At 66.4% G+C, this 13,073-nt stretch carries 13 protein-coding genes; 5 read left to right on the forward strand and 8 right to left on the reverse strand.

Going from position 1 to position 13,073, the window contains the following annotated elements:
• Window positions 1–315: 315 nt before the first annotated feature.
• The 4 genes from G3446_RS10425 to G3446_RS10440 form a co-directional block, all read right to left on the reverse strand.
• The gene (locus tag G3446_RS10425; RefSeq protein ID WP_164452771.1) at window positions 316–1,545 is read right to left on the reverse strand and encodes a permease; all 1,230 of its coding nucleotides are present in this window, start codon (window positions 1,543–1,545) and stop codon (window positions 316–318) included.
• A gap of 188 nt (window positions 1,546–1,733) precedes the next feature.
• Window positions 1,734–1,961, reverse strand: a complete 228-nt coding sequence (locus tag G3446_RS10430; RefSeq protein ID WP_164452772.1) for a glycine zipper domain-containing protein — start codon at window positions 1,959–1,961, stop codon at window positions 1,734–1,736.
• An 84-nt stretch (window positions 1,962–2,045) separates the two neighbouring features.
• Window positions 2,046–2,447, reverse strand: a complete 402-nt coding sequence (locus G3446_RS10435; RefSeq protein WP_164452773.1) for a Rap1a/Tai family immunity protein — start codon at window positions 2,445–2,447, stop codon at window positions 2,046–2,048.
• A gap of 208 nt (window positions 2,448–2,655) precedes the next feature.
• Window positions 2,656–3,519, reverse strand: a complete 864-nt coding sequence (locus tag G3446_RS10440; RefSeq protein ID WP_164452774.1) for an SDR family oxidoreductase — start codon at window positions 3,517–3,519, stop codon at window positions 2,656–2,658.
• A gap of 119 nt (window positions 3,520–3,638) precedes the next feature.
• Between G3446_RS10440 and G3446_RS10445 the strand changes: the two genes are divergently transcribed.
• Together G3446_RS10445 and G3446_RS10450 are read left to right on the forward strand one after the other, a co-directional pair.
• Window positions 3,639–4,667: a CDP-6-deoxy-delta-3,4-glucoseen reductase gene (locus G3446_RS10445; RefSeq protein ID WP_164452775.1), complete on the forward strand. Its 1,029-nt coding sequence runs from the start codon at window positions 3,639–3,641 to the stop codon at window positions 4,665–4,667.
• Window positions 4,668–4,822: 155 nt separating this feature from the next.
• Entirely contained in the window at window positions 4,823–5,470 is a 648-nt protein-coding gene (locus tag G3446_RS10450; RefSeq protein WP_164452776.1) for a hypothetical protein, read from the forward strand.
• Here the strand turns inward: G3446_RS10450 and G3446_RS10455 are convergent.
• The 4 genes from G3446_RS10455 to G3446_RS10470 form a co-directional block, all read right to left on the reverse strand.
• Window positions 5,441–6,205: a uroporphyrinogen-III synthase gene (locus G3446_RS10455; RefSeq protein ID WP_164452777.1), complete on the reverse strand. Its 765-nt coding sequence runs from the start codon at window positions 6,203–6,205 to the stop codon at window positions 5,441–5,443. The two genes, G3446_RS10450 and G3446_RS10455, sit on opposite strands and share 30 nt — an antisense overlap.
• Complete coding sequence (hemC, locus tag G3446_RS10460; protein WP_164452778.1) at window positions 6,206–7,132, reverse strand: hydroxymethylbilane synthase; 927 nt, start codon at window positions 7,130–7,132, stop codon at window positions 6,206–6,208.
• A 74-nt stretch (window positions 7,133–7,206) separates the two neighbouring features.
• Complete coding sequence (locus G3446_RS10465; protein WP_164452779.1) at window positions 7,207–7,953, reverse strand: NRDE family protein; 747 nt, start codon at window positions 7,951–7,953, stop codon at window positions 7,207–7,209.
• A 31-nt stretch (window positions 7,954–7,984) separates the two neighbouring features.
• On the reverse strand, window positions 7,985–8,215 hold the full coding sequence (locus tag G3446_RS10470; RefSeq protein WP_164452780.1) for a hypothetical protein: 231 nt from the start codon (window positions 8,213–8,215) through the stop codon (window positions 7,985–7,987).
• Window positions 8,216–8,299: 84 nt separating this feature from the next.
• Here G3446_RS10470 and G3446_RS27620 point away from each other — a divergent pair, with 84 nt between their 5' ends.
• From G3446_RS27620 to odhB, 3 genes are read left to right on the forward strand one after another with little or no spacing between them, the layout of a single operon-like run.
• Window positions 8,300–8,509 (forward strand): hypothetical protein, encoded by a 210-nt coding sequence (locus tag G3446_RS27620; RefSeq protein ID WP_209262344.1) that lies wholly within the window; start codon window positions 8,300–8,302, stop codon window positions 8,507–8,509.
• Window positions 8,506–11,379, forward strand: coding sequence for a 2-oxoglutarate dehydrogenase E1 component (locus G3446_RS10475; protein WP_164452781.1), 2,874 nt, complete (start codon window positions 8,506–8,508; stop codon window positions 11,377–11,379). The genes G3446_RS27620 and G3446_RS10475 overlap by 4 nt, the downstream gene beginning before the upstream one ends.
• Entirely contained in the window at window positions 11,376–12,656 is a 1,281-nt protein-coding gene (gene odhB / locus G3446_RS10480; RefSeq protein WP_164452782.1) for a 2-oxoglutarate dehydrogenase complex dihydrolipoyllysine-residue succinyltransferase, read from the forward strand. Before G3446_RS10475 ends, odhB begins: the two co-directional genes overlap by 4 nt.
• Window positions 12,657–13,073 lie beyond the last annotated feature (417 nt).

Genomic DNA, 13,073 nt, shown 5'->3' on the forward strand with positions numbered 1-13,073 from the left:
TCGGATACACGCACGCCCAATCTACACGAACCGTGAAGCCATTCGACCATCTCAGGAGGTTGGGCTCGGGGAGATCAAGGATCATGCTTTGCCAGCGGACGATCGGCGCTTGGGCAGGTCCTTGCGGTGGCGCATGAGGGGCTCGGATCCCAAAGCCGCGCACCAGGAAGCTCCGAGGTGGCGATGGTGCTTGGTTCTTGGCTGAGCGGTAGAGATCCTGGCGGTCGCCGCGGTTGAGTGTGAGAAAAGCTAGTTTATAGATGGTCTTGCGTCAACAGCGCCGCCATAAAAAAACCTTATGGGCGGCATGGCCTTCTACGATGACTTGCGCTGTGCCTGATAGCCGGCATGCTCGATGGCCGCCACGAGCTGAGAGGCGTCCAGCCGCTCCCCGCGCACCCGGACCAGACCGGCGCGCAGATCGGGATTGGCTTCCTCGACGGCATCCAGGCCTTCCAGCGCCTTCTTGACGCTTGACACGCAATGCTGACAGCTCATCCCCTGAACCTGTAGGACGAGGTCGCCTTCCTCAGCGAGCGCATCCGCCCGCACCCGCGCCTTGAGCCTTCGGAACGAAAGGAATGCCATGAGCCCGAGAAGGACCACGGCCGAGGATGCCCCGAGCCAGTCCAGGCCGGAGGAGTGCTCGTGCGAGGTCATCGGCATCGCCGGAGTGGCGAGCAGGCCGTCGAACAGGAGCCCGAACAGCACGCTCATCACAATGACCGTCCCCAAGTAGATCAGGAGGATCGATCGTCCGAGCGTCCGGTAGACGGCACCGAAGGTGGCGACATTGGTTGCCGGCCCCGCCATGAGGAAGACCAGCGCCGAGCCGGCGGGCAAACCGGCCGCAATGAGGGAGGCCGCGATGGGCACGGAGCCCGTGGTGCAGACGTAGAGCGGCAGCGAGATCGCCAGCACCACAAGCATCCCCAACAGACCCTGGGACCATGTCTGCGAGGCGAAGTAGTCGCTCGGCAGCACCAGGGCGAGGAAGGCCGCAAGCAGAACGCCAGCGAGAATCCAGAGATCGATCGCCCCCAGGAGATCGATGACGGCATAGCGCAGGACAGGCATCAGGCCGCGCTCTCGCCGCTCATCGACGCAGGACGGCTCGGGCTGGCGCGCGGCCTCGGGCGCCGTCAAGCGATTGACCAGGGTGCCGCCGACGATGCCCGTGACAAAGGCGGCAGCCACTTTGAAGAGCGCGAATGGCCAGCCGAGGAAAGCCGCACTCACCAAGATGGAGTCGACACCCGTCTGCGGTGTGCTGATCATGAAGGCGGTCGTCGCACCCTTGGAGGCACCCTCGTTCCTCAATCCAAGGGCCGTCGGGATGACGCCGCAAGAGCAAAGCGGCAGGGGCACGCCCACCACGGAAGCACGCATCACGCTCTTGAGGTCCGGCCGGCTGAGACCGCGGTGGACAAAGCCGGACGGCAGGTAGACGCGCATCATCCCGGCGATCAGGAGCCCCAAGAGCAGGGAAGGCGACAGCTCGATCAGCACCTGCCAAACGGCCTCGAAAAAGGATTGCGCCAACATGACCGAACCTCACGACAAACCGACCCGACAAACCAGCCTCAGCCCGGCAAACCACCCTCAGCCGGGCTGCATGACTCACCGACCTCTGACGCGACGGCAGGCAAGCCCCGCAAGCTGGCGGCGCCAGAATGGGCGACGCCTCGACCAGCCCACTGCCGAAGCGATCGAGACGCGCCCATCGACCGCGATCAGTCGATATTTCCTTTTTCGTGCTGATCGACGAGATATCCACCCAGGGCGCCGACACCGGCGCCAATGAGCGCACCCTTCCCGGCATCCGCACTCAGCGAGCCGATCAAGGCCCCGCCGGCCGCTCCCATCGCGGCTCCGCTGCCCGCACGGCTACCCGTCGTCGTTCCGCAGCCCGCCAGCATCAGCAGAGCCACAAGCATCAAGCCAACCATCATCGCTTTCATCGCAATTCTCCCAATCGTATCGACCGGCCTAGACCCGCGGCTCGCGCGTCCAAATCCACACGCCTAGAGCCAGAACAAGCCCACTCAGTTCGCGCAGGGATACTTGGCCGCCAGCGCGCGCACCAGCCCGACGACAGGTTGCTCCGCCATCAGCCGCTTGTCTCCGGAATGGGCGCTAGCCCAGGTCAGAAAGGCCTGCTTGCCATCGGCAATGGTCGCCGTCTTCGGATAGCAGATCAGTCGCTTCATACGCTTACGGTCGGCAATCGCGTCGTGATACTGCACCGAGGCCTCGATGAAGGCCCGACAGGCCTGATTGGCGACCACGTACTCAGCGGCCTCTGCCGGAACCGAGCAAACCTCGTAGAGATTGCTCGTCGTATCGAATCGGAAGGCCGTATCCTCCACGGCACCGGCCATTTGCGTCGACAATCCCCACAGGCAGGCCGCGCCGCAGACGAGCACGAGCGAAGGCGTTTTCTTCATACGAATCTCCCTCTTGATTTTGGGTAGTGTCCGGGGTGCGGGCTTCAGCCACCGCGCCTGCTCCTAAGCAGTGATCGGCCGAGCAGACTGGGACGAAATCGCCAAGGTGCGACGCTCGAGCACGGAGGGACCCAGGCACGGCGGCGGTGAAAGCCACCTGTTCAGTCTAGCCCGCACAGGCGCGACCGAGGCAGGTCTCGCACCAGATTTACAGCGAGGCCTGCAGCCCCTCGGCCAAGGAGGGGTATCTCAGCGAGATCCCGAGCGCCTCGCAGACCTTGCGATTGGAGAGGCGCCGCGACTCCCGCATATAGCTCATCATGCCGGCCGACAGCCGACCCGCGGCTTCGGACATGGGAATGAGCGGCGGGCGCGGCAGCCCGGTCGCGTCCGCAATCTGCAGGAAGTACTCGGTCATGGTGCTGGGATTGCCGTCGCTCACGTTGAAGATGGCGCCATCCGCAGCCCTGTCCATCGCGGCGATGCAGATGGTCACCAGATCGTCCACGTGGATGCGGTTGCTGTAGGGGGCTTCTTCGGCGGCGACCATTGGGGCGCCTTGCTTCAGCCGCTCCAAGGGCAGCCGACCTGGGCCATAGATGCCGGAGACCCGCAAGATCACCAGCTCGCCGCCTGTCTCTCGGCTCCAATGCCGCAGGGTCTCCTCGGCGTCCAGGCGCCGGCGCGAGCGATCGGCCGTCGGACGCGTCGGCCAGCTCTCGTCGACCCAACGCCCATCGCAATCGCCATAGACCCCTGTGGTGCTGATGTAGAGGAGGCGCCGCGGCTGACCAGCCCGCTCGAAGGAGGCGACCAGCCGACGCGTGTGCACGTCCTCGACGCCCTGAGCAGCCGGCGGCGCCAAGTGGAGCAAGCGCGCGCCTTCGAACGCCCCTCCTGGGGCCTCCTCTGCCGCCAGATCGAGCCGCGTGCAGGAGATTCCAGCGGCCTCCAGCCGCGCGCAGCCTTCCGCACTGCGCACGATGCCGGACACCTGCTCGCCACGGTCGAGATATTGGCGCGCGACCCGAGTGCCCACATATCCGCAGCCCAACACGATGACTTCGCTCATTGATCCGATCCACTCCAATCCAATCCGATTCATGCCGGCCCCACCGTCCACCATGCTTGCGGCGCCAACACCGCTCGGGACACTATCAGGGGCTGAGTGGCAACTTTGCAAGGGACGAGATGACCGTCAAGATCCAGCTCCTTCCAGAAGGAACGACATTCGAGGCCGAGCCCGGCGAGACCATCCTCGACGCGGCCCTGCGACAGGGGATAGGGCTGCCCTACGGCTGCCGCAACGGGCAGTGCGGGTCTTGCGCTGGCCACCTGGTGTCCGGCTGGATCCAGTATCCGAGCGGACTCATCACAGCGCTCGAGGGCAAGAAGGCGGGCACCTGCCTGACCTGTCAGGCCGTTCCGACCTCAGATCTGGTGCTCGAGGTCGCCCAGCGTCGGGTCCCGGCGGAGATCGAGATCCGCACCCTCCCCGGCCGCGTCGAGCGCAAGGAGCACCTCAATCACGACGTGGTCAGACTCCTGCTGAAGCTGCCCGAGCAGCAGCGCCTCCAATTCCTGGCCGGGCAGTATGTCGAGCTCAGCCTGAGAGACGGTCGGACGCGCGCCTTCTCGATCGCCAACGCCCCGCACGACGACGCCTTTCTCGAGCTTCACATCCGCCAGATCGCGGGCGGTGAGGTCACGCGGCACATCTTCGAGGAGCTGGCGGAGAAGAGCATCCTGCGGATCCGGGGCCCCTTGGGTGACTTCTATCTGCGTGAGGAGTCGCAGCGCCCCATCATCATGGTGGCTGGAGGAACAGGATTCGCGCCCCTGAAAGGCATGATCGAGCATGCGATCGAGGTCGGTCTGAAACGCCCGATCCATCTCTACTGGGGCGCGCGCTCCCGGCGCGACCTCTATTTCCCGGACCTCCCCGGGCAGTGGGCCGAGAAGCTGCCGAGCTTCGCCTTCACGCCCGTGCTCTCGGAGCCTGACGCGGATTGGACCGGCCGGACGGGCTGGGTGCATGAGGCCGTGCTCCAGGACGCCGGATCCCTCGACGCGCACGAGGTCTACATGGCTGGGCCGCCCGCGATGATCGCGGCGGCGGAAACGGCCTTCCTGGCCCATGGGCTGGATCGCAACCTGCTGTTCGCGGATGCCTTCACCTACTCCCGATCGCCTACCGGCGAGGCCGGAGACGAGGCCTGAAGCGCCGCCCGAGCCGACCGGTCATCCGACGACCTTGCCGCTCTGACCCCATGCAGGCAAACTAGCCGCCTCTCCGCCCAAGCCGCCGGGTGCACCGGGAAGACGACCCCACCTCGGCAGCCGGCGCCGCGTCTAGAGATCGAGGAGCCCCGCCAATGCGACCTGCCACCCGCGCCGTCACCATCGGCCTCATCGCCATGTTGACGACGGCCTGCACCACCGGACGCGTGGCATCGGTCTGGACGGACACGGGGAGCCAGCCGACGCGCTACCACAAGCTCATCGTCTTCGGCGTCACCAACAGTCCCAAGGTGCGCCGCGCCTACGAAGACAACTTCGTCTCGCGGCTGCGCGAGATCGGCGTCAAGGCAGAGCCGGGGCACGCCTATGTGCCTGACGCGGCGCTGAGTCGCGTCGTGCGCATGACCGAGGCCGTCTCCAAGTCGGATGCAGATGCCATCATCATCACCCACCTGGTCACAGACGAGCCGGATGCCAAGTCGCCCCTGCCGCGCCTGGCGCGTGTGCCGGACCACTACCGCAACCTGGTGCCCTACTTCAGCCAGGTCTACATCGACGTCTGCGGGCCCAGCTACTACGCGGATCTCGAGGCCTTGCGCCTGGAGACCAATCTCTATGATGCCAAGGGCGAGCGCCTCGTGTGGTCGGGCCGCTCCGTGCAGCTCGACCCAAGCTCGGAGCAGACCACCATCAGCGATGTGATCGACGACACCATCGCGCAGATAGCGCTCGACGGCTACCTGCCCTGGTCCTCAGCCGGACGCCGCGAGCTCGCAGAATGAGCGCAGGATCGCCGCGTCTTCGGCCCGCTCGGCGACGCGGACCTGCTCGAAACCCAGGTCCCGCGCGGTCTTTGCCGTGCGCTCCGCGATGACCACCAAGGGGGTTGCGAGCAGCCTGGATCGCCCCTCAGGACCGAGCATCTCTGCCAGATTCAGCAGCACCTCGTCACTGGTCGCCATGGTGTAGTCGACGTCTGCCGACCAGCGCGCGAGCAACGGCCCCACATCCACGCTCGGCATGACCCGCCGATAGACCTCGGCGAAATGCACCTCGGCGCCGCGCTCGCGCATGGCGGCCGCGAAGAGACCGCGCCCGCCCTCGCCGCGGACGATCAGCACGCGGCGGCCCCGCATGTCCGCGAGCTCGGGCATCTCCAGCAAGGCCTCGCTCTCGTAGCGATCGCTCGGCACCAGATCCGGCGCGCGCCCGGCCGCCTTGAGGACCCGAGCCGTCCCACGCCCGACCGCCGCGACCCAGCCGGCCTGGGGCCAGCTGGGATCGGCGCACTGCGCCAGCGCCTGCTCCACGGCGTTCGGGCTGACGAAGTACATCAGGTCCCAGGGCTCGGCGAGCAGCGCCCGAGTCTGCGGTGTGTCCAGGGACGCGATGGCGATGGTCGGAAAGCGGATCGCCCGCCCGCCGGCCGCCTCGATGAGCTGGCACAGCCCCTCTGCCTGAACGGCCGGGCGGGTCACCAGGACCCCGCGGCCGCCGAGATCACAGGGCGTGCTCATTCAGTGATCCATGAGGGCGCGCAGGATCTCGTCGGCGCCCTGGCCGAGCAGGTCGTCGGCGACGCGCGTGCCGATCGCCTCCGCGTCGCTGCGCGATCCCTCGGACTCGGCACGCAGGATGCGCGCGCCGTCCGGGCTGCCGACCAGGCCCTTGAGCTGGAGACGATCGCCGTCGAGCGTCGCGAAGCCCGCGATCGGCACCTGACAGCCGCCCTGCAGGCGGGCGTTCATGGCACGCTCGGCGCGGACACGGTCGGCGGTATCCGGGTGGTTCAGCGGCGCGATCAGGTCGTTGACGCGCGGGTCGTCGACCCGGCACTCGATGCCGATGGCACCCTGTCCGATGGCGGGCAGACTGGCGGCCGGCTCTATCCGGCTGCGGATGCGCTCGCCGAAGCCCAGGCGAACCAGGCCGGCGGCGGCGAGGATGATGGCGTCATAGTCGCCATTGTCGAGCTTGGACAGGCGGGTGTTGACATTGCCGCGCAGCGGCTCGATGCGCAGGTCCGGACGCGATTGGGCGATCTGGCACTGGCGCCGCAGGCTCGAGGTGCCGACGCAGGCACCCTGGGGAAGCTGGTCGAAGCTCTCGAACTTGTTGGACACGAAGGCGTCGCGCGGATCCTCGCGCTCCATGATGACCGCCAGGTAGAGCCCCTCGGGGAACTCGACCGGAACGTCCTTCATGGAGTGCACAGCGATATCGGCCTCGTTGGCCAGCATGCCCTGCTCCAGCTCCTTGACGAACAGACCCTTGCCGCCAACCTTCGCCAGCGGCGCATCGAGGATCTTGTCGCCCTTGGTCGTCATGCCGATGATCTCGACCTCGAGTCCGGGGTGAAGGGCCTTGAGGCGCGCGGCGGTATGCTCGGCCTGCCACATGGCCAAGGGTGATTTACGGGTGGCGATTCGGATAATGTTCGACATGTTCGATCCTAGGGACTAGCTCGGTGGGGAACGCCCGCTTGTGACCGGGTCACAACGGCGAAACTCGCATTTTGTCACATGACTGCCCGGAAGGCCTCATCATCCGCACCGCGCTCGGCATGGAGCCAGATGGGCCGATGTTGAAACCCCGGGTAGGCGGGGATGGCGATGAGCGCGCTCGAGCGGGTACGGAATCCATCCGGGCGCTCGACCAGCATGGCGGCATCAGGCCCGGCCGCGACGGGATCACCAGGGTCCGCGAGCAGGCTCGACCACGCCTCCCAGTCGCCGCGCTCCGGATCGGGCTCGGGAGCGGCCGCGAATCTGGGCGCGAAGGCCGCGATCCGCGGATGCGCGGGATCATCCAGATCCGTGGCGCTGAGCAGATGCAGCCCAGCTGCGATGGCGACGACGTCGATGTCGCCCTCCCCCGCGTGCCGCAGCCAATAGGCGCCGCTCGGATCCGCGACCACGAGGTTGAAGGGACGATAGGCGCGCGGCTCCAGGTCGGTGAGGGCGCGCGCGGCCTCGCCGGCCTCGGCGTGGTCCAGGGCCTCCAGGACCAGCTCGCCGCGACTGCGCTTGCCCGCCATGGGCCCCAAGGCCCCCTCGCGATTGAGGACGGCGGCGACCACGCCGTGGTCGTTGACGCCGAGCCAGCTCCCGCCGGCCTCGACATCCAGGCCCGCAACCACCTCGGGCCGGTCGTCCCAATGCCGCGCGGGCGGCAGTGACGCGCGCCCGGCCATCTCGTCGCGATTGGCGGCGATCAGCACGGGCCAGTCATGCCCGGGGCGCACAAGAAGGACGAGGGTACACATAGGGGTCAGACTCGCGCAGGCTGTCGCCTGGTCAGTTCAGCTCCGCGAAACGCCGCTTGAGCTTGAGAATCTTGCTCGCTACGGTCTTGTGCAGCAGGTTGAAGACCTTGCGCTGCGCGGCTCGGTTGCTCGAATTCGGGCTCCCGATCAGCTCGAGACGCGCCTGGAAATAGGCCATGTCGGCCTCCAGGCGCGCAAGCCGAATGCGCTGGCGCTTGCGCTCGCTCGAGTCGGAAGACTTGCTCCTATTCTCTTCGCTCATTCGGCTAACACTCGTTGCAGCTGCAGGAGCCCGTCTCGGCCGAGGCGCGTCTCCTGCTGCGCGTGGACCAAGGCGACGCTTCGCATGGAAGCGCGGCGATTCTATCAGTCTTTGCCATGCGATCGGTCGGACCGCTCCGAGGACGCCTCAACCATGGCGTCGGCGGCGGTCATTCGGCCGCGCGAGCCCGCCAAAGCACCCACCAGCAGCCTTGTTGAGCTCTCTGACGAATATGTTATAAACCCTGATTCTAAAAAACAAAAAACCACCAAGGGTTATCAATACAAAGCATGAGCACAATCCTAGACTTGTTCCGAAGCTCCGGCGCCCTTTACGGTGGCAACGCGGATTTCATCGAGGATCTCTACGAGCGTTACCTCATCGACCCAGACAGTATCGACGTCGCCTGGCGTGCACGCTTCGACAACATGCGCCAGGACGCAGCCAACGAGCCGAGCGTCAGCGAGTCCCCGCACGGCCCCGTCCGGCAGAACTTCCTGCGGCTGGCCCAGGAGAGCCGCCAGCGCGCGCACAGCCGCCACATCGGCCAGCTCGAGCCCGTCGCCGCGGAGAAGCAGGCCGCGGTGCTGAGCCTGATCAACGGCTATCGCTACCGCGGGCACCAGGTCGCGGACATCGACACCATCCAACTGCGCGAGCCGCCCAAGATCGCCGATATCGACCTGGCCTATCACAACCTGGGGCCGGAAGACATGGACCAAGTCTTTCACACCGGCTCGCTCTATGCGCCGGACCGCATGCCGCTGCGCGAGATCATCGCCGTCGTGGAAGAGACCTATTGCGGCAGGGTCGGCTCCGAGTACATGCACATCACCAACACCCAGGAAAAGCGCTGGATCCAGAAGCGGCTGGAGGGCTATCGCGCCCGCCCCGAGCTGGAGGACGCCGACCGGCGCTGGCTGCTGGCCCTGCTGACCGCCGCGGAAGGGATCGAGAAGTATCTCCATCAGCGCTACGTCGGCCAGAAGCGCTTCTCGCTCGAGGGCGGCGACGCCCTCATCCCGCTGCTCGACGAGCTGATCCAGCGCGCCGGCCGCAAGGGGCACCAAGAGGTGGTCATCGGCATGGCGCATCGCGGCCGCCTCAACGTGCTCACCAACATCTTCGGCAAGCCCCCGCAAGACATCTTCGACGAGTTCGAGGGACGCGTGAAGATGGATTGGCGCCAGCAGGCCGGCGACGTCAAGTATCACATGGGCTTCGCGACGGACGTCGAGACGCCCGGCGGCATCGTCCACCTGGCGCTCGGCTTCAACCCATCGCACCTCGAGATCATCAATCCAGTGATCGAAGGCTCGGTGCGCGCCCGCCAGCGCCGCCGCGGCGACCACACCGGCGACCAGGTCCTGCCCATCCTCATCCACGGCGACGCCGCCTTCGCCGGGCAAGGCGTGGTGACGGAAACCCTGCAGCTATCACAGACCCGCAGCTACTCCACCGGCGGAACCATTCACGTCGTCATCAACAACCAGATCGGCTTCACCACCAGCCACCCGCTCGATACCCGCTCGACGCCCTACTGCACCGACGTCTCCAAGATGGTCCAGGCGCCGGTCCTCCACGTGAACGGCGACGACCCCGAGGCCGTCATCTTCGCCACCCGGCTGGCGCTGGATTTCCGCAACCAGTTCCACAAGGACGTCATCATCGATCTCATCTGCTATCGCCGCCTCGGCCACAACGAAGCGGACGAGCCCGCGGTCACACAGCCGATGATGTACAAGAAGATCCGCAAGCACCCGACGCCCCGCGCCGTCTATGCGGACAAGCTCATCGCGCAAGGCCTCATCTCACAGGACGACGCCAATCGCATGGTCTCCGACTATCGCGACTCCATCGAGCAAGGCGTGGTGATCGCGCGCCCGGTGCTCTGCGGACTCGGCAACGAATCGCGCGTCGATTGGACATTCTGCCACGGCAAGACCTGGGATCAGGATGTCGACACCGGCGTCCCGGTCGAACGGCTGCGCGCGCTCACGGACAGGCTACTGGCGCTTCCGGAGGGCTTCGAGCTGCACCCGCGCGTCGAGAAGATCTGGGACGAGCGCCGCAAGATGGCCCTCGGCGACCAGCAGATCAACTGGGGCTACGCCGAGAACATGGCCTACGCCAGCCTGCTCGACGACGGCGTGCCCATCCGTCTCTCCGGACAGGATGCCGGGCGCGGCACCTTCTTCCATCGCCACGCCAAGATCCATGACCAGAAGACCGGCGCCGCCTACACCCCACTGCAGCAGCTCGGCGACCATCAAGGCCCCTTCATCGCCATCGACTCCATCCTCTCCGAAGAGGCCGTCCTGGGCTATGAGTATGGCTTCGCCACCGCCGAGCCGCATGCCCTCACGCTCTGGGAGGCACAGTTCGGCGACTTCGCCAACGGCGCCCAGGTCGTCATCGACCAGTTCATCACCTCCGCCGGGACCAAATGGGGCCTGTGCTGCGGCCTGGTGATGCTGCTGCCGCACGGCCTCGAAGGACAAGGCGCCGAGCATTCCTCGGCGCGCCTCGAGCGCTTCCTCCAGCTCTGCGCCGGACACAACATCCAGGTCTGCGTGCCGACCACGCCGGCCCAGATGTTCCATCTGCTGCGCCGTCAGATCGTCCGCGAATACCGCACCCCCTTGGTCGTCATGACACCCAAGAGCCTGCTGCGGCACAGGCTCGCCGTGTCTTCCCTGGAAGAGCTGGCAAAGGGCCAATACCAGACCGTCCTCCCCGAGGTCGATGCCATCGATCCCGCCGAGGTCGAGCGCGTGGTCTTCTGCAGCGGCAAGGTCTACTACGACTTGCTCGAGGCGCGCCGCGCGCGCGGCCAGACCAACCTGGCCCTGGTCCGCATCGAGCAGCTCTACCCCTTCCCCAAGGACCAGTTCGCACGCATCATCGAGCAATACGGCAATACCGAAGAGATCGTCTGGTGCCAGGAGGAGCCGCAGAATCAAGGCGCCTGGGACCAGATCAAGCACCGCTTCCACAATCTGGTTCTCAGTGGGAAGCGCGCCTACTACGTCGGGCGCCCCGCCTCCGCCGCGCCCGCGGTCGGCCATCGCGCTGCCCATGTCGAGCAGCACGAGCGACTCATCGACGAGGCCCTCAGCGGCCACTACAACCCCAGCATGAATAAAAGGATCCCGGCCCAATGAGCACCGAAGTCCGCGTACCCGCACTCCCAGAATCCGTCTCCGACGCAACGGTCCTCACTTGGCACAAACAGTCCGGCGATGCCGTCAAGGAAGGCGAGAGCCTGGTCGAGCTCGAGACCGACAAGGTCGTGCTGGAGGTGCCCGCACCCAAGGACGGCGTCATGGGCGAGATCAAGTCGAGCGAGGGCGAGGTCGTCCAGGCCGAGGACATCCTGGCCCTGATCGAGGCCGGCAGTGCGAAGGCACCCGGCAAATCGAAGAAGCAGACGCCCGCCAAGAAGAGCCCTGAGCCTGCGCCAGAGCCCAAGGCCGAGCCCAAGCCTCCGTCACCAAGCGGCAAGAAGGACAAGCCCAAGTCCGCCGAGCCGCTCGTCACCCCCTCCGCGCGTCGCCTGGTCAGCGAGATGGAGCTGGACCCGCACGAGATCCCGGGCACCGGCCGCGACGGGCGCATTCAGAAGAGCGACGTGCTCGCCTTCCTCGACAACCGCGAGAGCGCGCCCGAGTACGCCGTGCCCGCCGATGTCGAGACCATGCTCCCCGCCCAGCCCATCCCGAGGCTCAGCGGCGAGGCCGGCCGGCCCGAGCAGCGCGTCCCCATGACGCGCCTGCGCGCCCGCATCGCCGAGCGGCTCGTCCAGGCCCAGCAGCACGCGGCCATGCTCACCACCTTCAACGAGGTCAACCTCAAGGCGGTGATGGAGCTGCGCACCAAGTACAAGGACGAGTTCGAGCAGCGCCACGGCGTGCGCCTCGGCTTCATGTCCTTCTTCGTCAAGGCCGCGGTCGAGGCCCTGCAGCGCTTCCCCGTGGTCAACGCCTCCGTGGACGGGAGCGACATCATCTACCACGGCTACTACGATATCGGCATCGCCGTCAGCTCGCCGCGCGGTCTGGTCGTCCCCATCCTGCGCAATTGCGATCAGCTCAGCATGGCGGACATCGAGCAGGGCATCTCCGACTTCGGCAAGAAGTCGAAGGACGGCAGCCTCAGCTACGAAGAGCTCACCGGAGGCACCTTCTCCATCACCAACGGCGGCGTCTTCGGCTCACTGGTGTCCACGCCGATTCTCAACCCGCCGCAGAGCGCCATCCTCGGCATGCACAAGATCCAGGAGCGCCCCATCGTGGAGGATGGTCAGATCGTCGCCGCCCCAATGATGTACCTCGCCCTCACCTACGACCACCGCATCGTCGACGGCCGCGAGGCTGTGCAGTTCCTCGTCACCATCAAGGAGGCCCTGGAAGAGCCGGCCAGGCTGCTGCTGCGGGTCTAGGCACTGCCCGGCAGGGAAGCCCGTCCGGTCTTTGCTGCCCATCGCGCCTGCCTGGCGGCCCGCCGCTCGGCGGGCCGCTCTCGGTCATGGCGACTCGCCCCGGATCACCCGACGGGCGTCGATCATCGATTGGCCCGACCTCCCGCTGTAGGGTTGACAAGCGCAGCGCAGTCCACCAGGGCCGGCGCGGGATTCGGTGGACTTCACTCGCTCGTCCACCCTACCGGCCCAACTGACGATCAACGGCGAGGCTAAAGCGGCCGCGCGGAAGACGGCCGCAGATTGAGCTACGGCGTGTCTTCGCGGCTCGCTTTGAGCCTATTGTTGGACGAAGCCGCTGCGCGGAGAAAGCCCATGCGGCGGCGTGGCGCTTAGAATGTAACCTCATGCCCTCGGTTGCGAGGGGCCGTTTGTTCA

It is taken from the genome of Thiorhodococcus minor (assembly GCF_010820565.1).
GTDB lineage: Bacteria > Pseudomonadota > Gammaproteobacteria > Chromatiales > Chromatiaceae > Thiorhodococcus > Thiorhodococcus minor.

Excerpts from the sequence above, each read along its gene's own strand:
- G3446_RS10455 (WP_164452777.1), bottom strand. The coding sequence starts at position 6,205 with ATGAGCACGCCCTGTGATCTCGGCGGCCGCGGGGTCCTGGTGACCCGC.
- G3446_RS10475 (WP_164452781.1), top strand. The coding sequence starts at position 8,506 with ATGAGCACAATCCTAGACTTGTTCCGAAGCTCCGGCGCCCTTTACGGT.
- G3446_RS10465 (WP_164452779.1), bottom strand. The coding sequence starts at position 7,953 with ATGTGTACCCTCGTCCTTCTTGTGCGCCCCGGGCATGACTGGCCCGTG.
- G3446_RS10445 (WP_164452775.1), top strand. The coding sequence starts at position 3,639 with ATGACCGTCAAGATCCAGCTCCTTCCAGAAGGAACGACATTCGAGGCC.
- G3446_RS10450 (WP_164452776.1), top strand. The coding sequence starts at position 4,823 with ATGCGACCTGCCACCCGCGCCGTCACCATCGGCCTCATCGCCATGTTG.
- G3446_RS27620 (WP_209262344.1), top strand. The coding sequence starts at position 8,300 with ATGGAAGCGCGGCGATTCTATCAGTCTTTGCCATGCGATCGGTCGGAC.
- G3446_RS10425 (WP_164452771.1), bottom strand. The coding sequence starts at position 1,545 with ATGTTGGCGCAATCCTTTTTCGAGGCCGTTTGGCAGGTGCTGATCGAG.
- G3446_RS10470 (WP_164452780.1), bottom strand. The coding sequence starts at position 8,215 with ATGAGCGAAGAGAATAGGAGCAAGTCTTCCGACTCGAGCGAGCGCAAG.
- G3446_RS10435 (WP_164452773.1), bottom strand. The coding sequence starts at position 2,447 with ATGAAGAAAACGCCTTCGCTCGTGCTCGTCTGCGGCGCGGCCTGCCTG.
- G3446_RS10430 (WP_164452772.1), bottom strand. The coding sequence starts at position 1,961 with ATGAAAGCGATGATGGTTGGCTTGATGCTTGTGGCTCTGCTGATGCTG.
- G3446_RS10440 (WP_164452774.1), bottom strand. The coding sequence starts at position 3,519 with ATGAGCGAAGTCATCGTGTTGGGCTGCGGATATGTGGGCACTCGGGTC.
- odhB (WP_164452782.1), top strand. The coding sequence starts at position 11,376 with ATGAGCACCGAAGTCCGCGTACCCGCACTCCCAGAATCCGTCTCCGAC.
- hemC (WP_164452778.1), bottom strand. The coding sequence starts at position 7,132 with ATGTCGAACATTATCCGAATCGCCACCCGTAAATCACCCTTGGCCATG.